This window comes from Allopontixanthobacter confluentis (assembly GCF_009827615.1).
GTDB lineage: Bacteria > Pseudomonadota > Alphaproteobacteria > Sphingomonadales > Sphingomonadaceae > Allopontixanthobacter > Allopontixanthobacter confluentis.
On record NZ_WTYU01000001.1, the window covers coordinates 1,503,268 to 1,524,621 of the forward strand.

19 protein-coding genes are annotated in these 21,354 nt (G+C 58.2%); 10 read left to right on the forward strand and 9 right to left on the reverse strand.

Features of this window, described 5'->3' with window-relative positions; translation table 11 throughout:
• Positions 1-83 precede the first annotated feature (83 nt).
• Both GRI44_RS07095 and GRI44_RS07100 read left to right on the forward strand, forming a co-directional pair.
• Positions 84-1,241 carry a Shedu immune nuclease family protein gene (locus GRI44_RS07095; protein WP_160600682.1) on the forward strand — a complete coding sequence of 386 codons (1,158 nt, stop codon included), beginning with the start codon at positions 84-86 and terminating at the stop codon, positions 1,239-1,241.
• Entirely contained in the window at positions 1,241-1,999 is a 759-nt protein-coding gene (locus tag GRI44_RS07100; protein ID WP_160600684.1) for a hypothetical protein, read from the forward strand. The genes GRI44_RS07095 and GRI44_RS07100 overlap by 1 nt, the downstream gene beginning before the upstream one ends.
• Before the next feature lie 179 nt (positions 2,000-2,178).
• Here the strand turns inward: GRI44_RS07100 and GRI44_RS07105 are convergent, their stop codons facing one another.
• Complete coding sequence (locus GRI44_RS07105) at positions 2,179-4,158, reverse strand: site-specific integrase (protein ID WP_160600686.1); 1,980 nt, start codon at positions 4,156-4,158, stop codon at positions 2,179-2,181.
• A 214-nt stretch (positions 4,159-4,372) separates the two neighbouring features.
• A complete protein-coding gene (locus GRI44_RS07110) occupies positions 4,373-6,709 on the reverse strand; it encodes a TonB-dependent receptor (protein ID WP_160600688.1) in 2,337 nt (778 codons plus the stop codon).
• Between the two features lie 102 nt (positions 6,710-6,811).
• On the opposite strand from GRI44_RS07110, the gene GRI44_RS07115 reads away from it, so the two are divergent.
• Positions 6,812-7,447 carry a TetR/AcrR family transcriptional regulator gene (locus tag GRI44_RS07115; protein WP_160600690.1) on the forward strand — a complete coding sequence of 212 codons (636 nt, stop codon included), beginning with the start codon at positions 6,812-6,814 and terminating at the stop codon, positions 7,445-7,447.
• 3 nt (positions 7,448-7,450) lie between these two features.
• On the opposite strand, the gene GRI44_RS07120 is transcribed toward GRI44_RS07115, so the two are convergent.
• The 7 genes from GRI44_RS07120 to GRI44_RS07150 form a co-directional block, all read right to left on the reverse strand.
• Positions 7,451-8,248, reverse strand: coding sequence for a DUF1499 domain-containing protein (locus GRI44_RS07120; RefSeq protein ID WP_160600692.1), 798 nt, complete (start codon positions 8,246-8,248; stop codon positions 7,451-7,453).
• Between the two features lie 46 nt (positions 8,249-8,294).
• A complete protein-coding gene (locus tag GRI44_RS07125) occupies positions 8,295-9,002 on the reverse strand; it encodes a retropepsin-like aspartic protease family protein (RefSeq protein ID WP_232842999.1) in 708 nt (235 codons plus the stop codon).
• A 14-nt stretch (positions 9,003-9,016) separates the two neighbouring features.
• The gene (locus tag GRI44_RS07130; RefSeq protein WP_332872387.1) at positions 9,017-9,991 is read right to left on the reverse strand and encodes an NAD(P)/FAD-dependent oxidoreductase; all 975 of its coding nucleotides are present in this window, start codon (positions 9,989-9,991) and stop codon (positions 9,017-9,019) included.
• Positions 9,992-10,029: 38 nt separating this feature from the next.
• Positions 10,030-11,031: an L-histidine N(alpha)-methyltransferase gene (egtD, locus tag GRI44_RS07135; protein ID WP_232843000.1), complete on the reverse strand. Its 1,002-nt coding sequence runs from the start codon at positions 11,029-11,031 to the stop codon at positions 10,030-10,032.
• Complete coding sequence (gene egtB / locus GRI44_RS07140; RefSeq protein WP_202386154.1) at positions 11,031-12,224, reverse strand: ergothioneine biosynthesis protein EgtB; 1,194 nt, start codon at positions 12,222-12,224, stop codon at positions 11,031-11,033. Before egtB ends, egtD begins: the two co-directional genes overlap by 1 nt.
• A 194-nt stretch (positions 12,225-12,418) precedes the next feature.
• Complete coding sequence (locus GRI44_RS07145) at positions 12,419-13,792, reverse strand: class II 3-deoxy-7-phosphoheptulonate synthase (protein WP_160600696.1); 1,374 nt, start codon at positions 13,790-13,792, stop codon at positions 12,419-12,421.
• Positions 13,793-13,903: 111 nt separating this feature from the next.
• Entirely contained in the window at positions 13,904-16,861 is a 2,958-nt protein-coding gene (locus GRI44_RS07150) for a M16 family metallopeptidase (protein WP_160600698.1), read from the reverse strand.
• Positions 16,862-17,000: 139 nt separating this feature from the next.
• Between GRI44_RS07150 and GRI44_RS07155 the strand changes: the two genes are divergently transcribed.
• The 7 genes from GRI44_RS07155 (at position 17,001) to GRI44_RS07185 (ending at position 21,353) form a co-directional block, all read left to right on the forward strand.
• Positions 17,001-17,579 carry a NifU family protein gene (locus tag GRI44_RS07155; RefSeq protein WP_160600700.1) on the forward strand — a complete coding sequence of 193 codons (579 nt, stop codon included), beginning with the start codon at positions 17,001-17,003 and terminating at the stop codon, positions 17,577-17,579.
• 12 nt (positions 17,580-17,591) lie between these two features.
• Positions 17,592-18,200 (forward strand): malonic semialdehyde reductase, encoded by a 609-nt coding sequence (locus GRI44_RS07160; protein ID WP_160600702.1) that lies wholly within the window; start codon positions 17,592-17,594, stop codon positions 18,198-18,200.
• A 114-nt stretch (positions 18,201-18,314) separates the two neighbouring features.
• Positions 18,315-18,926, forward strand: a complete 612-nt coding sequence (gene tsaB, locus GRI44_RS07165; RefSeq protein ID WP_160600704.1) for a tRNA (adenosine(37)-N6)-threonylcarbamoyltransferase complex dimerization subunit type 1 TsaB — start codon at positions 18,315-18,317, stop codon at positions 18,924-18,926.
• The gene (locus GRI44_RS07170) at positions 18,923-19,378 is read left to right on the forward strand and encodes a GNAT family N-acetyltransferase (protein ID WP_160600707.1); all 456 of its coding nucleotides are present in this window, start codon (positions 18,923-18,925) and stop codon (positions 19,376-19,378) included. The genes tsaB and GRI44_RS07170 overlap by 4 nt, the downstream gene beginning before the upstream one ends.
• A gap of 134 nt (positions 19,379-19,512) precedes the next feature.
• On the forward strand, positions 19,513-19,953 hold the full coding sequence (locus tag GRI44_RS07175; RefSeq protein WP_160600709.1) for a MucR family transcriptional regulator: 441 nt from the start codon (positions 19,513-19,515) through the stop codon (positions 19,951-19,953).
• Between the two features lie 114 nt (positions 19,954-20,067).
• Positions 20,068-20,490, forward strand: a complete 423-nt coding sequence (locus GRI44_RS07180) for a Fur family transcriptional regulator (RefSeq protein ID WP_160600710.1) — start codon at positions 20,068-20,070, stop codon at positions 20,488-20,490.
• A complete protein-coding gene (locus GRI44_RS07185) occupies positions 20,490-21,353 on the forward strand; it encodes a lysophospholipid acyltransferase family protein (RefSeq protein WP_160600711.1) in 864 nt (287 codons plus the stop codon). The genes GRI44_RS07180 and GRI44_RS07185 overlap by 1 nt, the downstream gene beginning before the upstream one ends.
• Position 21,354 lies beyond the last annotated feature (1 nt).

The window sequence follows — 21,354 nt, forward strand, 5'->3', positions numbered from 1 at the left end:
CGCGGGATCGTTCGCGCGCAAGACTGCCGACCCAAAATTCCTCCCAGCTTCTATCAGCGATCATTGTGTAGTATCGCGGGGCCATGACGGACGACAATGACTATCTGGCGAACTATAAGCCGAACCAATTATACACGTATCCAGCGAGCAAGGGGACGTTTGCGACGATTGTGGCCGACAGCGAAGAAGATTTGGGCGAAGTCGACGTCACGTCGCGATGCAAACTCTCGGTCAAGGCATTCTACGTGTCCGAGCGCAAGGATTTTGGTTCGTTAAAAATAACGAAGCTGCGATTTCACAGACGGTTTGGTTGGCAGGACGATGGTCATATCCAAGTGAATAATTGCCAAGCTGCGCAAATGGCGCAGCTTCTGTCGATTATCTCATGCCTCGATTTATCGGAAGCAACTAAGGCTAGAGTATCGCTTGATAACGTCGATGTTGCCGCACTTGTCACCCTTTTGGGAACCGACAAAGGCGCGTCCATCATCAAGGAACTAGCCGAAACGCCGTCGCTCTCTCACGATATTTACGCCGTGGCGACTAAGCGACAGGCATTGGCTGAATTTGAAAAGATGCTCGGAGAAGACCGCAAAGAGCCTGAATGGCAAGCATACTTCGAACGCAACCCATGGATATTCGGGCATGGCTTGAACTACGTCTTTTTAGACAAAGTCGGGCCAAAGCTAGAGACGAAAACAACTGGCAGCGCCTTCGACACGCCCGGCAAGACTGCCGACGCGCTTATGCGAACACGCGCCGAAATCAGCCAATACGTCCTCATTGAGATCAAGAAGGATTGGACAGACCTTTTGCAGAAAGACACCTACCGTTCGGGGTGTTGGGCTGTATCTAGCGAACTTTCCGCAGCGGTCACGCAAGCGCAGAAGACGGCATTTCAGTTTGCCCACAATCGCCTTCGTGATGTGCTGAAAGACACCAGCGGGAGCGATATGGGCGAGCTCGCATATTCGGTCGAACCGCGTAGTTATCTGGTGATCGGCAACATGGCCGAACTATACGGAAATGATGACAAAGTAGCGTGCTTTGAACTCTATCGCCGAAACACGCGGTCGCCTGAAATCTTAACGTTCGACGAACTTTTCCAGCGAGCGCGTTGCATCGTTGAAAACATTAGCGCGGAATTGGAAGTCGGTTCCGAAACCGAACCCTATGAACACGTCGGCATGCAGGTAGACATTTCCGTTGCTTATGACAGCGCCGACAGCATACCGTTTTAATGTCAGTTTCGCTTCAGTTAGCCGAGTATTGGGATTTGGTGCCCGCCGTAGTTGGTGGCGTAATCGGCGCACTGGCGGGCGGCATACCAGCTTGGCTTTTGGCCAAACGTCAATCGGACGAAGCGCTTCGACGCAACCGTGAACAGCGCGTTGACAATCAGAAGGCGCTGGCGTTTTCGGTCGTGGTCAAGCTGCTGCACATCATCAACAGCACAATCAGCCTAAGCAATCATGTTAAGTCGTGTATGGCGCTTCGCGACGACCCCGACCGCGCTCACATGGAACCTTGGCAAGTCTTAGTGCCGATGATTGGGCATACCGACGAAGGGTCCATTCGGTTCGCCGCCGAAGAAATGGGCGTGTTCGCCGCCGCGAACGAATACGACTTGATGCAAGACATGATGTTGCTTGCGGTGCGCCATTCATCGACCCTTGCGACGTTCCAAGAATACTGTGTCATGCGAAACGATTTTCGCGCCATTGGGCCGAGGCCCGCAGACTTTGACGGACAGATCGGCGGCGGTTGGCTCACACCGGAAGAAGTGGACAGCTTCAAGCCATATACTATCCCGATGAACAATGTCGTCGTTGGGCTGGACGCTGGATTAGAAGAAGACGTTCGCTTGGCTCGAACCATCGCCGAACGCTTCGGCCCATTAACAGCAAAGCACTTCGGGGTGTCGAAATTCGCACACCTGACATTTCCATCGGACGATGAACTTGCGGCCATGAGGCAAGCGCCCAACACGGAAACGTAAGTTGGACAAATTCTTTCGGAACACGCCGGAAAATCGCCAATTCGACCGGCTTCGACTTAAGGACGCAGGTTGTGGGATCACACGACCTTCCATTTCAAAGCCGGGGTAAGCCTGGTGCTATGGCTGCTATGCGGCATATATCACCGCCCAAGAATTACCGATACGGGGCGCAAAACGGACTAAGGTACTTTTTTCTGCGTCTTTGCTTTTCGTGGCGCGCGAAGGCGGCCCGGCAACAGATTGATCGGCACTGCAGGCGTTTGCTTCGTGATCTCTGGAATAGTTGCGACGGCTTCCCGCAACAGATCCAAATGATCCTTTGAATACCGCCCTTCCGTTTCACCAGCCAGAGAATGACCAGCAAAATCCGCCCGTATCTCAGGCGTAATCCCAGCCCCTTTCATGAAGTCAATCGCGGTATGCCGGAAGGAGTGTATGCCCTGTCCGTTTCCAAGAAATGGAAGCTCCTTGATCAGCTTTATCCAAATGCGTTTGTAATATGCATCTCCCATCGTGCCCTTCCCGCTCTCCGCAGCAAGCTCTGGGAACATCAAGGTCTCACCTGCCGCGCGCAGAGCTTCGACATATTGCGTCAGGCCAAGCCGGACCAGTTCATTTGCCACCGGAACTTTGCGTTCTGAACTTATCGTTTTTAAGCGACGCGTATCTGTCGGGCGCACTTCAAAATGCCAATGCTCGTCATTCAGCTGCACATCATCGACTGCAAGCCCACAAATTTCATCACGGCGCATGCCCGAATACCAAGCAATGAGTGGCACAAAATACCACGCGTCATGAACCACGAGATCACCCAGTTGCATCCTGCGTGCGTAGGATTTCGATCCGGTCCACGGCGGAAGGCTGAAAATCTCCATACCTTGCTCCACCGTGTAGGGCGAACGCAGTTTTCGCCTGTTGCGGCCGTCGTCCATGATAAATGCTCCATAGTCCAGTTCTGCCAGAGGCTGATGCTTGCTAAACCAAGTGGTCAATTGCCGCAGAAAACCCCAATGCCGCTTGGTTGTGGAGATACCCAAGCCAAGGTCAGCACGTTTGATATGCTTGGTGAGATTTTCATGATTGCTTGCTGCTTTGGCGGCGGCTTTTTCGCCCGCGACCACTTTGGCCTCAGTCTCGTCGATGATTTCCCAAATGGTCATTTCAGCATGCCTCGGAGACTTTCCCCAACTGGGCCCGTGCAGCTTTTCAAAGCAGCTATCCAGCGTCACAAGGTCATCGTGGGTCAGAGTCGCAAGCGGTCGGCCGCCAATAACCTCCTCCAGTAGACGGGCTGGTAGCACGAACTGGTTTCGGGTCTTCTTCGTCCATGCCTTTCCGTTCTTCATCCGCGAGGTGCCGTCTTTGCCGCCGGTGCGTGGATTGTGCGCGATGAACTTCTCGACCGCCTCGGTCGGGGTCATAGTTGCATAGGGACCGGCCGGTGGCGCTTGCGGCGCGAAGCCTGGCGATGAGCTTTGCGGAAGGCTTTGAGCATATTGCGCCACTTGAACAGGCGCATAAGCCGAACCTGGATTGTCCAAGTTGCCTTGGAACTCACGGGCCGCTTCAATACGCGCCTGATTCACTACCCTTCTTGCCATCGCCTCACGCAGCGCTGACTTATCGAGCCCAAGGTCAGCAAGGCGCGCGGCTCCAGCCTCGTCTGCGCTGTCGAGCCCCATAGACTCGGCCAAATCGGACCACGCCATGATCACGATGGGATCATCGTTATCATCGGCATCCATGCGGCCGATCAGAAAGTCGTCGATCTTGCCATATGTAAGTGAATCGTTTGCAGCCGTCTCAAAGGCGCCCAGGCGGAGCGAGAGAGCCTTGCGAATATCGTCATGATCATCGGGGGGCTCGATATGAAGGCTGGCATGCATAATCACGAGCCGGTCGCGCTCGATGAGCATCTGGCGTCGATAGATCTCAGCCCGCTCTTCAGCTGTGAGCCCGTCAGAGCCCATTTTAGCCATCACGTTCATCGCTACCCTCTCGCAGATCAAGGTCATGGCCGGAGCGAGCAATGCTGCCCGCTTACGGCTGGTTGTCTTTAGCGACATCCGTAACCGGAAAGGCTTATCAGGCCCTAAACGTATGAGTTTGCGGAAATAATACGTGCCCTGCTTGCGCGTGACGTTCTGAATGCTGGCCATAGCCGTGGTATCCTTCCGTGGCACCCTGCCGTGGCACCCTAAAAGAGCCATCCACGGCGGGACAAATGGAAGAAGCCAAAGGATTCAGAAGCTTAAATCACAACTGTCTGGGGCCCCTGCCACCCCAGCCATTTGCATTACCTGTCAATCTGCACAGCAAAACGCGCGCCATGCCGGATGGCATGGCGCGCGCTGTGGTTCGGCTTGGCGCTGTTTAGAAGCGCACTTCACCGGTTACGTAGAACCGCCGCGGATCGCCGTAGAAACCTGTCAGCGTGCCTTCCAGGCCCAGAGTGGAGCGGAACGGAACGCCGCCCGTGCCGCCGGTCACGAAATTATAGCCTGACACGATATAGCGTTTATCGAACAGGTTTTTCCCGTGCAGGCCGATGGTGAAGCGGTCTGCACTGTCAGTATAGACGATGCTGGCATCCACGAGCGAGAAGCCATCCTGATCAAGGAACGCGTTGGGCACTTCAAACTGGCTGGCATCGCTCCGGGTCGACACAGAGCCGAGGAAATCCACCATCCCCCCGGCCATTGGCAAGCCGAGATCGAAACCGGCGTGAACCGTGAATTCAGGGGTATTCTGGAACACCCGCTGATCAGCCACATCATTACCGAAAGCATCGATGAAAGTGTTATATTTCGCGTCGAGATAACCCAGCGACCAGTTCACGTTGAGCCGGCTGCCGGCCCCCGCAAAATCAGCCCCGACCAATGCGCGCCCTTCAAATTCCACGCCGTTCACATCGGCGCTGGCAGCGTTGGAAGTGATGCCGATGAAACTGTCATTCACCCCGTCATTGTTGGTATCCACGCCGACAGAACCGGGGATCTGCACGTCATTATAATCGCCTTTGAACGCAGCCAGGCTGATGTTCAGGCGGTTATCCAGCAAGGATCCCTTCCAGCCGATTTCGTAGCTATCCACGGTTTCAGGATCGAAGCTGAGGAAATTGAAAATATCTTCCGCATCGCGTGCGCCGCTGCCGTTAAGGTCAGGCGCTGCGGAAGTCTGGCCGCGCGGGTCAAAACCGCCGCCCTTGAAGCCCTGTGCGTAGCTGATGTAGAAATTGTGATTGTTGTTCGGCTTGAAACTGATGGATGCGCGCGGTGTGAATTCCTTGAAAGTACGGCTGCCATCAAAGTCCGAAGTGACAGCTAGGGGAACCGCTGGTCCGCCAAACAGGTCGGAAAATCCGCCGACAAATGTGGTCCGCAAAATCCGCGACGCACGTTTGTCATGGGTGTAACGCCCACCCAGCGAAATCGCCAGTTGCTCAGTGATATCAAAAGTGAAGTCACCAAAGACCGACCATGTCTTGGTGCTGACATCACCCAGCGTCTGCGCATTGAGGCCGGGGCGGCCAATCAGGGCGCCTGTCGTGAACAGGGCAACGTCAAACGCGGTGAAGGCATCGGCATCCAGATAATAGGCGCCGATCACGCCGTTCAGCCTGTCGGTTTCATAGAGCAGCTGGAATTCCTGGCTGATCTGGTCGTTCTTGTAGATGGCCGGAACATCAAGATCGGATGCGGCCAGACTGTCAAAATCGATTGGCGTGGTGGACTTGTCCTTGCGGTATCCGGTGATCGACTTCAGCGTGATGGCCGGGCTGATTTCCAGGCCGATTGCAAGCGCGCCGCCATAGGCTTCCACTTCCTGTTTCACCACATCAAGCCCGGCACGTGTATCATAGATATCATCCAGCACCGGCTGGCCGGTGAACAGGCTGGTAATCAGGCGCGTGCCCTGGCGCGGATCGCTGGTATCGTTGATGTAATCGCCCGACAGGCGGACAAATAATGGCCCATTGTCGAATTCCAGAGTGGCGCGGCCACCCCACAGATCCTTATTGTAGTTTTCAACCCCCGGTTGCACCAGATTGTCACCATACCCGCCCCGGCTGAGGCGCGCAGCACTGGCCCCGAAGCGCAGCGTCTCGCCAAGCGGTACAGACCCGCTGACCACGACATCTGCCTGATCATACGAACCATAGGTGCCGCGGATCTTGAATTCCGGATCAGCCGACAGGCGGCTGGTGACATATTTGATCGCGCCGCCAATCGTGTTGCGGCCATATAAAGTGCCCTGCGGCCCGCGCAAAACCTCGATCCGTTCGACATCGTAAATGTCGAGCACTGCAGCCTGCGGACGGTTGAGGTATACATCATCGACATAAAGCCCGACGCCCGCTTCAAACCCGGCGACCGGGTCCTGCTGGCCGACCCCGCGGATGAATGCCGTCAGCGTGGTGTTGGTCCCGCGCGAAACTTCCAGAGTGAGGTTCGGCACTTCCTGCGCGATGGCAGTCAGTTCCAGCGTGCCTTGCTTGGCCAGCGTTTCCCCGCTGATGGCGCTGATGGAAATGGGCACATCCTGCAGCCGTTCTTCGCGGCGGCGTGCGGTCACCACAATGACATCGCCGCCAAGATTTTCGGTGGCGGCAGGGTTGGATGCTTCCTGCGCTTTGAGCGGAGCATCGGTCAGGGCGACTGCGGCAGCGCCCGCCAGAAGAGTGCATGCGAATCTACGCGAAAATATCATTATGTTTATCCTCCCAAGACTATTGCTGGCTGAATATTGAATGTTGAACCAACTTTCAAGTTCTGCTTGTAAATTTTCCCTGTCCGTCTAACAATTTCGGGCATGAGTGTAGGAAAGAGCGCCGTAGGACAAAATGCCGCCAAGCGGCCACGCACAGCGCGGGGCCAACAGACGATGCGCAAATTGCTGGATGCGGCAGAGGCGGAATTTGGCGAGCGCGGCTTTCACGATGCCTCCATCAGCGGCATCACTCGCCGCGCGGGCACGGCGCTGGGCAGTTTCTACACCTATTTCGATACCAAGGATGATGTCTTCCGCGCGCTGGTGCGGGACATGAGCGAACGTGTGCGGAAAACCGTCGGCAGTTCCGTCGGCCCCGGCCTGTCAGCGTTCGAAACCGAGGAAGCAGCCCTTGCGTCGTTCCTCAACTTTGCGCGCGACCACAAGGAAATCTACCGCATCATCGATGAAGCGGAATTTGTCGATCCGGCAAGTTACCGCGAACATTACGAAACCACTGCCACACGCATCACAGCCCGTTTGCAGGCCGGCATGGACAAGGGTGAATTCCGCACGGGCATGGAAGAAGCGCACGCCTGGGCGCTGATGGGCATGAACGTATTTCTGGGCCTGCGTTACGGCGTTTGGTCAGATGACCGCCCTGCCAAGGAACTGGCGGCCATTGCCCGGTCCATTCTGGAACAGGGCATTGCGGCGGATAGTCATAGTCAGGCCTGAACCTCAGGTTTCGGCGTTCAACGCATCGATAAGGTCAGCGACGCGTTTCGCATTCACGCCCAGATCGCTGAGGCCAACGCGCGAGGTGGAGCGGAAATCCACTTCGCTGCCGCCGTTGGCAGGCCGAACCCGCGCGACCACATCATCCCTGAAACCATAGAGAAAAGTTTCCGCCACGCCTTCGATCTGGCTGCCGCGGATTTTGACATCATGAAGTCCGGCATCTGTCATAACCGACGAGACCCGGTCAATCGCCTGGTCTGCCGGCATCGCCAGACGCACTGTCTGCAAGCGGGGAAATGCATCTGCAATCAGATCACCGGCAGTCTTGTCAGCAACATCGGCAAAGCGTTCACCTTGCCACATTTCAAGCTGGCCCAGCGGGGTCTGAAAATCATTGATCGGATTGGCTTCCAGCGATGTGCGCAAATCCAGCGTGGCTTGCGAATACATCGGCGGGTCCACCAGATTGGTCGATACGTCGTGAATGGGCGGCACGCTGTCCGCAGTCGTTTTCACAGAACCCAAGGCGAAGAAAAATGCTGCCGGTATCAGCAGCGCAACCAGTGCCCTGGCCCAGCCTTTACGCGGAGCGCGGATCAACACCGCGATGAGGGCAATGACAGCGACCAGCGCCACCGCGCCAATAAGATAAATGCCCCAGCCTGCGGTCATCGTGCCGAAACCGATTTTCCAGCTGAACAGCCCGAATTTGGGACCGAAGGCAGCCACGGCAAACCAGGCGACCAGCGCGAGGGAGAGCAGCAGGGCGAAGGACGCGAATTTTGCAGATTTGGTCATACGCCGGGTGATGCACCAGCGCGGCAGTTACGGCAAGCGCCCTAACCTATTGAGCGTCCACGACCGGCTGCGGATTATTGGGCACGAGAATAAGCGTGTTATCTTCCACCCGCCAAGATTTGAGCCGCGACAGAAGGTTCATCCCGATCACATTGGTTTCCCCCAGATTGGGCGCCATCACTGCATCCAGGCCGCGCGCGGCCACATTACCGAACCGCAATTCGTCAATGGTGGTGATTTGCGCTGCAATTGTGCCATTGGCCGTGGTCAGCCGGATGGGAATGCCGCCCCGGCGGGGTTCCAGGCCTGCACGCGCGGCAACGCTGTCCGACACTGCGGTCAAGGTCGCGCCCGTGTCGATCATGAACGAAACCGGCTGGCCGTTCACCTGTGCGCTCAGCCAGAAATGGCCATCGGGTGCCAGCGGAATGCGCGTCTCCCCGCCCTCCACTGATTGTTGCGGCATGCCCATTTCAGGTATCGCGAAATCCATCCGGGAATCGAACCGGGACAATTGCAGCACGACTGTTACCAGAATGCAGGCGAGCGCAACGGTGCTGGCAGATCTGACAAACCGGCCCAGCGGGACGCGGCGGCGCACCATCATCGCGCCGATCCAGCCAGCTACCAGCGCCGACAGAACGGCCACAAGCAGGCCTGATCGGGGTATTTGCGCAATCACGCCGGCAAGCGTGCTCCAGATTTCTGCAAGTGACATGGACCGGATATAGGATGCATCAGCCAAATGGTCCATGAATGACGGCAGGTTTACGCAGTATCGACGCTGTGACCGGCGCCATCCAGCGATGCGGCGATGCGTGCCGCCAGATCATGGCCTGAAAGCCACGCTCCTTCAACGCGCGGCTGCACCAGCCAGTCGCCCGTCACGCCCAGACACATCGCCGCATCCCACCGGCTTCGCGCGCCTGCAACCGGCTGCACCTTGGCATAGAGCCAGCGGTGGGCTGCCAGATGGGTGGGGTCTGCCGGCGCAGCGCCTGTTTCGGCAAAGAAACGCGCCAATATTGCCTGCGCTACAGCGTCTGCTGGCTGGTCCAGCAAGGCCCTTGAATATTCTGGCGATGCGTGGATGACCCAGCTTTCATCCCCCGCGCGCCCCGGTTTTGCACCATTGCGCGCGGCCCATGAGATATCTGCCCCCGGTTCACGGATGACGTCACCCATAATGGCCATTCCGGGCGTTTCCAAAGGCCGGGCGAACAGGGCCATCACTGCCCAGCAGGGTTCAGACACTGCCGATGCGGCCTCTTGGGCAAAGGCTGTGGCAACCGGTTCCAGCATCACGGCCGCCTGTTCTGCTGGCAAGGCCACTACCAGATGGGTGAAGCCATCCAACCTGTCGCCCTGGCTATCGAGCGACCATCTCCCGTTTGCGAAATATATCGCATCAATCCGCTGCCCCCAGCGCACATCCAGCGTTTCTGCCATATGGCGAAGCGGCGCATTCATGGCCGGTGTGCCCACCATTGCGCCAGTGCCTGCCGCGGGCCACGGCGCTATGACGCCAGCGTCCTGCCATTGCGTGCATTGCCTGATGAACGCATCATCCCGCGCGGTGAAAAACTGCGCCCCATGGTCGAAACGCAATTCGCGCCCGCCAACTTCAGCCCGCCGCGTGGCCATGCGCCCACCGGGCCCGCGCCCCTTGTCGAAAATCGTGCTGGCAATCCCTCTGCGGGCAAGCGCCGTTGCGCAGGACAGGCCAGCCATTCCGCCGCCCACAATGCCAATTTTTGTCAAAACGACACTATCCCCGTCGCTCAAGGCGCGCTGCGCGGCGGAGTGGATTGCGCCAGGATGAGCGAAAAGCGGTCTTCTGTATCCGTCCACCGCTTCAAGGGAGTCCAGCCGCCACACAGCAACAGCATATTTGCGCTGCGAGCGGTGAATTTGTGGCTGTTTTCTGTATGGATTGTCTCGCCCTCAACCATTGTCAAAGGCTGTCCTGCGACTTCAAAAGTGATGTCGCATTGGGCTTCCAGATGCATTTCTATCCGGGCAAAATCATCATTCCAACGCGCCACATGGCGCAGTTGGTCCACCGGAATTGTGCCGCCCAATTCACCGTTGACGCGGTGCGCCAGATTGAGATTGAACGCGGCTGTCACGCCTGCTGCATCATCATAGGCAGCCTCGAGAATTGCCGCATCCTTGACCAGATCCATCCCGATCAGCAACATCGATCCTGTGCCCAGTGTCTGCCCCATATTGCGCAGCAAATCCACCGCGGTTGGCGCGACCATATTGCCGATGGTGGACCCCGGGAAAAAGCCCAGCTTGGGCAAAGCGCCAATCTCGGCTGGCAATTCCACCCGGCGCATGAAATCCGCCTCTACCGGATGGACTGGCAGGCCGGGGAATTTGGCCGACAAATCCGCCGCCGCAGCGCGCAGGAAATCGCCCGAAATGTCCAGCGGAACATAGGCGGCAGGCTGGATGGCACGCAGCAGCAGCGGCGTCTTGACCGAACTGCCGGAGCCAAATTCCACCACGGCCTGACCAGCGCCAATGGCATCGGCAAATTCACTTGCGCACCGGTCCAGAATTTCCGTTTCTGCGCGGGTCGGGTAATATTCCGGCTGAACAGTTATATCCTCGAACAGTTCAGACCCGAGCTCATCGTAAAACCAGCGCGCCGGTATCGCCTTCTGGTCTTGCGACAGGCCGGCCAGAACATCGGCCCTGAAAGCGCGGTCGACCCCATCATCATCGCGGTCCACCAGTTCGAGTCCGGTCATGCTGGTTTGTGGTTTGACAGTCATCAGATATCCCTGGCCAGCCTGAGGCCGGTAAATTGCCACCGCTGATGCGGATAGAAGAAATTGCGATAGGAACTGCGCGAATGGCCGCGCGCCGTGGCGCAGCTGGCACCTTTCAGCACGAACTGGCCGGACATGAACTTGCCATTATATTCGCCCACTGCGCCTTCTGCCGGCTTGAAGCGGGGATAGGGCAAATAGGCCGACCGGGTGAATTGCCAGCAATCACCAAACAGGGCTGTCCCGCCACAAGGCGACGGGGGCACTGCGCTGTCGAGCTGATTGCCCCCGCGCGCATCATCCTGCTGGCCGATGGCTTCCCATTCATTCTCGGTCGGCAGACGCGCCCCTGCCCATGTGGCAAAGGCATCTGCTTCGTAATAGGAAATGTGGCTCACCGGCGCCGCCGGATCGCGCCCGCGCCAGCCAGTGTGCGTGAAATGATCGCCCTCATGCCAGTAAAGCGGTGCATCGATGCCATTTTGCTGCACCCATGCCCAGCCGTCCGACAGCCACAAGCCAGCCGTGCGATAGCCGCCATCGGCGATGAATTGCGCCCATTCCCCATTGGTCACCAGCCGGTCCGCCAAGGCGAAAGGTTCCAGCAGAACGCGGTGTGCCGGGCCTTCATTGTCAAAGGCAAAGCCGCTGCCCTGATGGCCCATCATCACGATCCCGCCGGGGTGGGAATGCCAGGCCTGATCGGTCGTTTGGATCACATCCGCCGGTGCGGCATCATCCCACATGGCGGGGCCAAGGGGGTTCTGGAACAATGCATGTTTGATATCGGTCAGCAGCAATTCCTGATGCTGCTGCTCGTGCGAAATTCCCAGCGCGATCAGCGGCGCAAGAGCGGGATCGTCCAGCAGGCCTTCCATCGCCGCATCGATTGCGCTGCGCCATTCAAGAATTTGCGCCACTGTCGGACGCGACAGCATTCCGCGGGAAAGACGCGAAATGCGCGCCCCTTCTGCCTCGTAATAGGAATTGAACAGGAAGGGCCATTTTTCGTCAAACAGCTGAAAACCGGTGCCATGATCGCGCAGCAGGAAAGTTTCGAAAAACCAGTTGGTATGCGCCAGGTGCCATTTTGCAGGCGAGGCATCTTCCATGGATTGCAGCGTGGCATCAGCATCGGACAGGGGCGCGACCAGCGCCTGCGTCAAACGGCGACTTGCGCGATAGGCATCCGCCAAACTGGCCGAAGGCGCAGGCTGGGGAAAGTGTGTCTGGTCCGCACTCGCTTGACTGGAAATCTGTAAAACCCTTCTGCCACAAGTCACCCGGCCCGTAACATGGCCGAATGTCCTGCAAATTTAAAGGCAGATGGCCCTATTTTGTTCCGCCAAAGGTCAGCAATGCTGCCTGCCCCCCGAATTAAGCACCCGTGTCAGGCAGCATTCGCCTGACGTTCCGCCATTTCCAGGTTGAGCATTTCGGCCAGCAAGAATGCCAGTTCCAGCGATTGCGCGGCATTGAGGCGCGGGTCGCAATGGGTGTGATAACGATCACCCAGACGCGCATCGGTAATCGCGACTGCGCCGCCGGTGCATTCGGTCACATCCTGGCCAGTCATTTCAATGTGGATGCCGCCGGCATGGGTGCCCTCTGCGCGGTGGACGGCAAAAAAGCCCTTCACTTCGCTCAAGATCCGATCAAAGGGCCGCGTTTTGTAGCCGCTGTCCGCCTTGACCACGTTGCCGTGCATCGGATCGCATGACCAGACCACGTCATGCCCTTCACGGGCCACGGCGCGCACCAGCGGCACCAGGCCCGCTTCCACCTTGTCATGCCCGAACCGGCTGATCAGCGTCATCCGCCCAGCCTCTCGCTTGGGGTTCAAGGTATCGAGCAGGCGGATCAGCGCATCAGGTTCCATGCTCGGCCCGCATTTCATGCCCAGCGGATTGCCAATGCCGCGGCAGAATTCAACATGGGCAGACCCTTCGAAACGGGTGCGGTCGCCAATCCACACCATGTGGGCGCTGGTGTCATACCAGTCGCCCGTCAGCGAATCGCGCCGCGCCATGCTTTGTTCGTAAGGCAGCAGCAAGGCTTCGTGGCTGGTATAGAAACTGGTGCCCTGCAATTGGGGGACGGTGGCAGGATCAATCCCGCAGGCTTCCATGAAATCGAGAGCCTCGCCAATCCGGTCAGCAGTCTGGGCGAATTTGTCCGCCCATGGCGAACGGCCCATGAATTCCAGCGTCCACTGATGTACCTGCCGCAGGTTTGCATAACCACCCGTGGCAAAGGCGCGCAGCAGATTCAGCGTGGATGCGGCCTGCGAATAGGCGCGCACCATGCGCTGCGGATCGTTGCGGCGCGTTTCAGGGTCAAATTCAATACCGTTGATATTGTCCCCGAAATAACTGGGCAAGGTGACCCCGTTAAGCGTCTCGGTGGCGGCGCTGCGCGGCTTGGCAAACTGGCCAGCCATCCGGCCAACTTTTACCACTGGCAGCTTGCCGGCAAAAGTCAGCACGACTGCCATCTGCAACAGCACGCGGAAAGTATCGCGGATGTTGTTGGGGTGGAATTCTGCGAAACTTTCAGCGCAGTCGCCGCCTTGCAGTAGGAATGCCTTGCCTGCCGAAACGTCAGCCAGATCCGCTTTCAGGGCGCGTGCTTCGCCAGCAAATACCAGTGGCGGATAATTGGACAATGTGGCTTCCGCGCTGGCCAATTCTGCAGCGTCTTCATAGACGGGCAAATGCCGCGCCTCGTGCGATTTCCAGCTATCGGGGGTCCAGTTTTGTGCCACTTTTCAATCTTCCGGTTTCATTTTCCAGGCGTATCTACGCGCTGCGCCACTCAATGGCAAAGACAGCTGCGCTGCAACGCCATTAAAACCATGGCCGCCAAAGGCGCAGCTTTACCGTCCTGTCAAAGCAGCGCCCGCAGCAGCAGGCTGGCCAGCGCCTGCTGTGGCCAGTTCTTGGCCTTCGGGAATGACCGCCAGACGAAAACCGGGCCGCGCAGCCAGATAACGGCGGGCCAGCGCCTGCATGGCGGCAGGCGTGGTCTGGGTGTAATCGCTCAGTAATGAGCGGATCATGTCCACCCGCCGCGGGTCATGCGTGGACCCTTCGACCTGAAACATCCAGAATGTATTGCCCGTCGAAGCGCGGCTGATCAGCTGCTTCAGCGGTTCTGTCACGCGCGCCAGTTCATCATCACCGGCAGGGTTATTGGCCAGGTCCAGCGCAATGGCATCGGCCGCCGCAAAGAAGGCCGGCACATCTTCGGGCCGCAATTGGGCAAGTGCGGTGATAGCGCCGCCGCCATCCACATCCACCGGCCAGCGCGAATTGACCTGCGGTGCATAGCTGGCACCGGCCCGTTCGCGCATGGCGTCCACCAGCCGATTGTTGAACAGATCCGTCAGGATTTCCAGCTGGCGCGATTCGCGCAGATTGGCCACGCCGCCACTGCTGGGCCATGCCATGACCGCCGCTGCCTGGTTGGCATCCCCGCGATGGGTCAGCACGACAGGGCCTGCCTCAGCGGCAGGAAACGCTGGAACGCGGGCCGCAACATCCGCCGGGATTGCGTTACGCGGTGACAATGCGCCGAATGTCTTGCGCAGGGATTCAATCGTTGCATCCCGGTCAAATTCGCCAAACACCAGCACTTCGACCGGGCCCTGCTTCAGCAGCGGTTCCCATACCTTGCGGAAGCCTTCCGGCGTGGCCGCTTCAATGGCTGCGGGATCAGGCGTGAGATAGCGGCCATCCTTTGCGTGAAGAAGATAATCCAGATCGCGCGACAGGACACCGCCCGGGCTGGAGGCATAGCTTTCATACGCCAGCCGTGATGCGGCCTTGGCGCGGATTACCGGGTTTGCATCCCAGCGCGGCATGCCCAGCTTGGCAGCAAACAGGTACAGCTGATCGGCCAGATCGGCAGCGCGCGTCTGGGCGGAGAATGTGAACACCCCGTCACCGATCGCAAAATCAAAGCCCATCTTGCGGCCATTGGAAATGCGGTCCAGTTCTTCCTGCCCCAGATCACCAATGCCCGACCCGACCAGCGCCATTTCGCCAAGGCCGATATAGGCTGCATCGTCCGGGCTGAAGCCGCGATAACCGGAGCCGAAGCGCACTTTCAACGCCACCCGGCCCGGTTCTGCATCATTGGCCCACAGGATGGCTTTTACCCCATTGGCAAATTCCACCCGCTCGATGCCCAGCAGGCCCAGCGGGCCAGTGGCAGACACTGTGCCGGGTTTGCCAATGGGCGGAAGGTCATCAAAAGATATCGCACTGGCCGCCAGACGCGCGCCGCCATCTGCTGCAATCGGCGTTTGCATGGCTGTCCGCAGCGCAGCGGCCGATGCTTCTGCGCCATCGGGCGTGATATATGTGGCGCGGATCACGTCACCTGAAAACAGCGCCCGCGTATGGGCCAGCACATTATCCGGCGTGAACTGGTCCCGCATTCCGTTGAACACCAGCAGCACGGTTTCCGGCGCGGCCACCGCTTCGCGAATATCCACTGCCTGCACGATACTGTCCGCAAGGCCGGACCCCGCCATGACGGCGCGCTGCTCCACCGAACTGGCAAAGGCAACCTGCAATTCCGCCATTTCCCGGTCGATTTCTTCCTGCGTGGGCGGCGCGGAAACCGCATCTGCGATCACTCCGCGAACATCCGCCAGCGCGGCCTGCCAGTCCTGCGTCAGCGGCGCAAAGGATACAAAGGTGGCATCGGTTGAACGGCTGACGTCATCCTGCTGGACCTGCGCATAAAGGTAGGAACCGCCCGCCCGTGCCCGCGATTCCAGCCGCCGGTTGATAATCGCCTGCGACAGCGAATCCAGCAGCAGCCCTTCATTATAGACAATCGTGTCCTGAACGGAACGCCACGGGCGCATGACGGCATAGGTCATCGAACGCGGCAAATCGGCTTCGACAATGACGGCCGCCTCACCAACAGGGTTGGCAGGATCAGCATCGAGGGGCGCCACAGGATCGCCAAAATCGGGTGCAGGGGTGGCTGCGCCCTTTACTTTCCAGTCGCCAAACCAGTGTTCCACCAGCGCGGCCAGTTCCTTGGCATCTACATCACCGGCAACCGAAATAACGGTGTTTTCCGGGCGATACCAACGGGTGTGGAACGCCTGAACAGCAGGCGCGGTGGCGGCGTTCAGCGTTGCATCCGTGCCAATGGGCAAGCGTTCTGCCAGCCGCTGTCCGGCAAACAGCACCTGGCGGGTTTCTTCTGCCACCCGCTGGCCTGCCCCGCCGCGCTCGCGCTTTTCAGCCAGCACAATCGGCACTTCTGCGCTGATGTTGGCCGGCGAAAGCCTGGGTTCGCGGATCATGCCAGACAACAATTTGAAACTTTCCGCCACTGCGGTTGGTGTCGCATTGGGCAGATCCAGCTTGTAAACTGTGTGGGTCGGACTGGTTTCCGCATTGGTGTCGCTGCCGAAAGTGGCACCAAGGCGCTGCCATGTCGGAATCGCTTCGGCCTGCCCCAGATATTTGCTTTCGCGGAATGTCAGATGTTCCAGCAAATGGGCAAAGCCGCGCTCTGCATCTTCTTCATGCAGCGATCCTGCATCAATCCTGATCCGGATGGAAACCTGATTGGGCGGCACGCCGTTTTTGCGGGTGGCATAACGCAGGCCGTTGTCCATTTCGCCAAACAGCCATTCTGTATCCTGCGGCACATCGCTGCCGCGATAGATCCACGGCACTTCCTTGCCATTCTGGATGGCTGCAGCCGCCGGCAATTTATCAGCCGTTTGCGCCCATACATTGGGCGTTGCAAAGGCTAGCGGAAGGATGAGCGCGAGGTGCCGCACGGCACGCGGGAATTCTATCATGGGCGTCATATAGGCGCGCTGCTGCTGAAGGGATAGTGAATGGATGCGCTAGTTTCACTTTGGCCCGACAAATAAGGCGTGGCCCGCTAACGCCATGGCAGCCCTTGTTACAACGCGTCAGCCGCCCTAGATTGAAGCGATGTTTATAGAGACAGAAGCAACGCCCAATCCCGCCAGCCTGAAATTCCTGCCCGGCCGGCAGGTGATGACCGCTGGCACCCGCGAATTTACTTCGCCCGAAGCGGCAGAAGCGTCGCCGCTGGCCGAAGCGATTTTTGACACCGGTGAAGTGGTGAACGTGTTTTTCGGGGCAGATTTTGTCTCCGTCACAGCAGCGCCGGGCGCGGAATGGTCAGCGCTCAAACCGCAGGTCGTCGCCATTCTGCTGGACCATTTTGTCAGTGAAGCGCCGCTGTTTGCCGGTGGCAGTGCCAATGGCATTTCCATCCCCGCAGAAGATGACATGGTGGTAGAAGAAGATCCGGCCAATGCCGATATCGTCGCCCAGATCAGCGAATTGCTGGAAACGCGCATCCGTCCGGCGGTGGCCGGTGATGGCGGGGATATCGCCTATCGCGGGTTCAAGGACGGGGTGGTGTATCTGACCTTGCAGGGCGCCTGTTCAGGCTGCCCGTCATCCACCGCTACACTGAAACACGGGATCGAAGGGCTGCTGAAGCATTATATACCTGAAGTGACCGAAGTTCGGGCCGCCTGAGGAGTTAATGCAATGATCACCCAATTTCATGACCACCACCTGTCCGCCGAAGCGCTGGACCAGATTTTTCGCGAAGCCCGCAGCTACAATGGCTGGCTGCCGCGCGCTGTCAGCGATGAGCAGATCCACGCCATTTACGAATTGCTGAAAATGGCGCCGACTTCGGCCAATATGCAGCCATCACGCATTGTCTGGGTAAAATCGGACGAGGCACGTGCAAGGCTGGTCGAATGCGTGTCTGATGGCAACAAGGACAAGGTGAAAGCCGCGCCTGTAACCGCGCTGATCGGCATGGATATTGATTTTCATGATGAACTGCCGTGGCTGTTCCCGCACGCCGATGCCAAGAGCTGGTTCGAAGGCGACGAAGAAGGCCGCAAGGAAGGCGCTTTTCGCAATTCATCCCTCCAGGGCGCATATCTGATGATTGCCGCGCGCGCATTGGGCCTCGATTGCGGGCCGATGTCGGGTTTTGATGCAGATGCCCTTAATGCTGCGTTTTTTGCCGATGATCCCAAGGTGAAAGTCAATTTCATCTGTTCGATCGGCTACGGCGACCAGACTTCTATTTTCGAACGCAGTCCGCGCCCTGAATTCAGCAAATTCAATACCATAGTCTGAAGCAGGCAGGCATGGCGGCGCCATGGCTGCTGGCTGGCATCTTGCCAGCCGGCAGCCTGGCGTGCCAGACCTTCAAAACTGTTCGAACATATCTGATGGGGCGACGCTAGTTTCATGCGCATGCTGGCAATTGAATGCGCCACCGAAGCCTGTTCGGTGGCGCTTTTTGAAAATGGCGAATTGATCGCCAGCGATCATCAGGTGCTGGGCCGGGGCCATGCGGAACGGCTGGTGCCGATGATTTCCGCCCTGCCCGATCGCGGCAAGGCGGACCGCATTGCCGTTTCCATCGGTCCGGGCAGTTTTACAGGGGTCAGGATTGGCATCGCGACAGCCCGCGCCCTTGCCCTTGCGTGGAAGGCTGATGCCGCCGCCTATCCGACACTGGCATTGGTGGCCGCTGGCGCCCGCCAGCAACATGGCGCTGTGCCGGTGAGCGTTTGCATGACTGCGGGCCACGGGCAGTGGTTTGTGCAGAATTTCAATGCGGCCGGCCTGCCATCGGGCGATGCCTCTTCCGTCCCTCCCGCAGATGCGGCGCGGATCTGTGTCCATGAACTGGCGGCAGGCACACAGGCCAACGCGCTGGTTGAACTGCGGGGGTTTGGCAGCGCGGACACTGCCCATCCCGATGCGCGAAATGTGGTGCATTTGCCCGAGCCATTATTCTTGCGAACATTTACGCCTGCCTATGGCCGCGCACCCGATGCCAAATTACCCAAATGACGGATGATCTTGACCGATTGATGGAGGTCATGGGCGCCGCCTTCGACCCGAAGTGGGGCGAGGCCTGGTCGCGCCGTCAGGTAGGCGATGCCCTTGTTCTGCCATCGACCCATTATTTTCTGATTGATCCGCATGGCGTGAAAAGCAGCGCTGACCAGCCAGTTGCCGGTTTTACATTAAGCCGACATATTGCCGGTGAAGAAGAACTGTTACTTATTGCGGTAAGACCCGAATATCGCAGATCAGGCTTGGGCAAAGCATTGCTTGGTCAGCTAGCGGCCGATGCCAGTAAGCGCGGAGCGAGCACCATGTTCCTCGAAATGCGGAGCAATAATCCGGCGGAGAAAATCTACCGAACCTTCGGCTTCTTGCCGATTGGCCGACGGAAACAGTATTATTCTCTTGCTGATGGCAGCAAAATCGACGCGATAACATTCAGTATTGCCCTGTAATATCGGCGGATGCTTTCTTTTATTGCCATGCTGTAAATTTGTGACATTATCTTGTATAAACGCTGACACTTGCCTAATTGAGCGGCAGAGTATGCAAAAACCATACCGTCGAATAGGTCGCAAAAGAGGTTTCAATGAATAATACAGAACATGATATGTCTGAAACACTGATTACATTGGCGTCAGACATCGTCTCGGCTCATGTCAGTAACAATAGCTTGTCGGCAGATGAAGTTCCGGCACTTATTACCAATGTTTACAACGCGCTGGCAAATCTTGGCACAGAAACGTTGAGCATGGAAGAGCGCCCCGATCCTGCCGTCACCGTCCGCGCATCGGTCAAGCGTGACCACATCGTGTGCCTGGAAGATGGCAAGAAAATGAAGATGCTCAAACGGCACCTCATGACCGAACATGGCATGACGCCCGATGAATATCGTGCCCGCTGGGATCTGGCGAGCGACTATCCCATGGTTGCCCCTGCCTATGCCGAGACGCGCCGCGATCTGGCCAAGAAAATCGGCCTGGGCCGTAAGCCTGGCCAGAAGCGTGGCCGCCGCAAGGCCGCCGTATAAGCGGAATAAACAGCCCGCCTGACAATCACCCCTGATGATCATTGCACCCCGGTGCTTGAGAACAGCGCCCCGGCCCTATAAGGGTTCGGGGCGTTTTCATTTGAAGGGTTACTCTTGCAGCAACGGATAGACCTCGAACAACTCTGCGCCGAGCGCGGTTTACGGATCACCGAACAGCGGCGGGTCATTGCGCGCGTGCTGTCCGAAAGCGAGGACCATCCTGATGTGGAGGCCCTGCATCAGCGCGCCTCTGCGATTGACCCAAAAATTTCGATTGCCACCGTGTACCGCACAGTGCGCCTGTTCGAAGAAGCTGGCATCCTTGACCGGCATGATTTCGGCGATGGCCGGGCGCGTTATGAAGCAGCGCCGGAAGCCCATCACGACCATCTGATCGACGTGGAGAGCGGCAAGGTGGTGGAATTTGTCGACCCGGAACTGGAAGCACTGCAACGCCAGATTGCCGAAAAGCTGGGCTACCGGCTGGTTGACCACCGAATGGAATTATACGGGGTCAAGCTGGACCGCGAAAGCTGATGAACGCAGAGCGGCGCGCAGCGGCTGAACGCGGCGAGAACACCATCCTGACGCTGCGGGAAAAATTGCGCTTTTCGGTCCGCCTGTTCCTGTTGATCGTGCTGCTGGCCATTTTTGTGCCGCTGCATTTTTTCTACCGTATCTTCGCTTATGGATCGCCCTTCCCGATGTGGTTTCTGGGCCTGTCAGCCCGCATCGCCGGGGCGCGGGTGACGAAGGTGGGCACGCCGCTGCGGCGCGATGTGTTCTTCGTCTCCAATCATTTGTCATGGCTCGACATACTTGCCCTGGCCGGCGCCAGCGGCACAGCCTTTGTCGCCAAGGCGGACTTGTCCGAAGTGCCGGTCATCAGCTGGCTGTGCAGCCTCAATCGCACCGTTTTTGTGAAACGGGAAAACCGCATGGGCGTGGCCGAACAGATCAACCAGCTGCGCACCGCGCTGGCAGATAATTGGTCGATCACGGTTTTCCCTGAAGGCACCACGACAGATGGCCAGTCCCTGTTACCGTTCAAGACTTCCATGCTCAGTGTACTGGAGCCGCCGCCGCCGGGCGTTATGGTCCAGCCGGTGTTGCTGGAATATGGCGCGGTGGCGGAAGAAATCGCGTGGATTGGCGATGAAGGCGGCGGCAATAATGCCAAGCGCGTGCTGGCCCGAAAGGGCACTTTTTCACTAAAGCTGCATTTTCTTGAACCGTTCAGCCCGGAAGAATTTCGCGGGCGCAAAGCCATTGGTGCGCGTGCGCGTGCGGCCATTGAAGCGGCGCTGATGACCCAGTTGGGCAGGCCACTGCGCGAGTTCAAACATGATGTCGTGCCGGTTCGCTACCATGCGCCACAAGACCAAGTGCCCTTGGAATAAT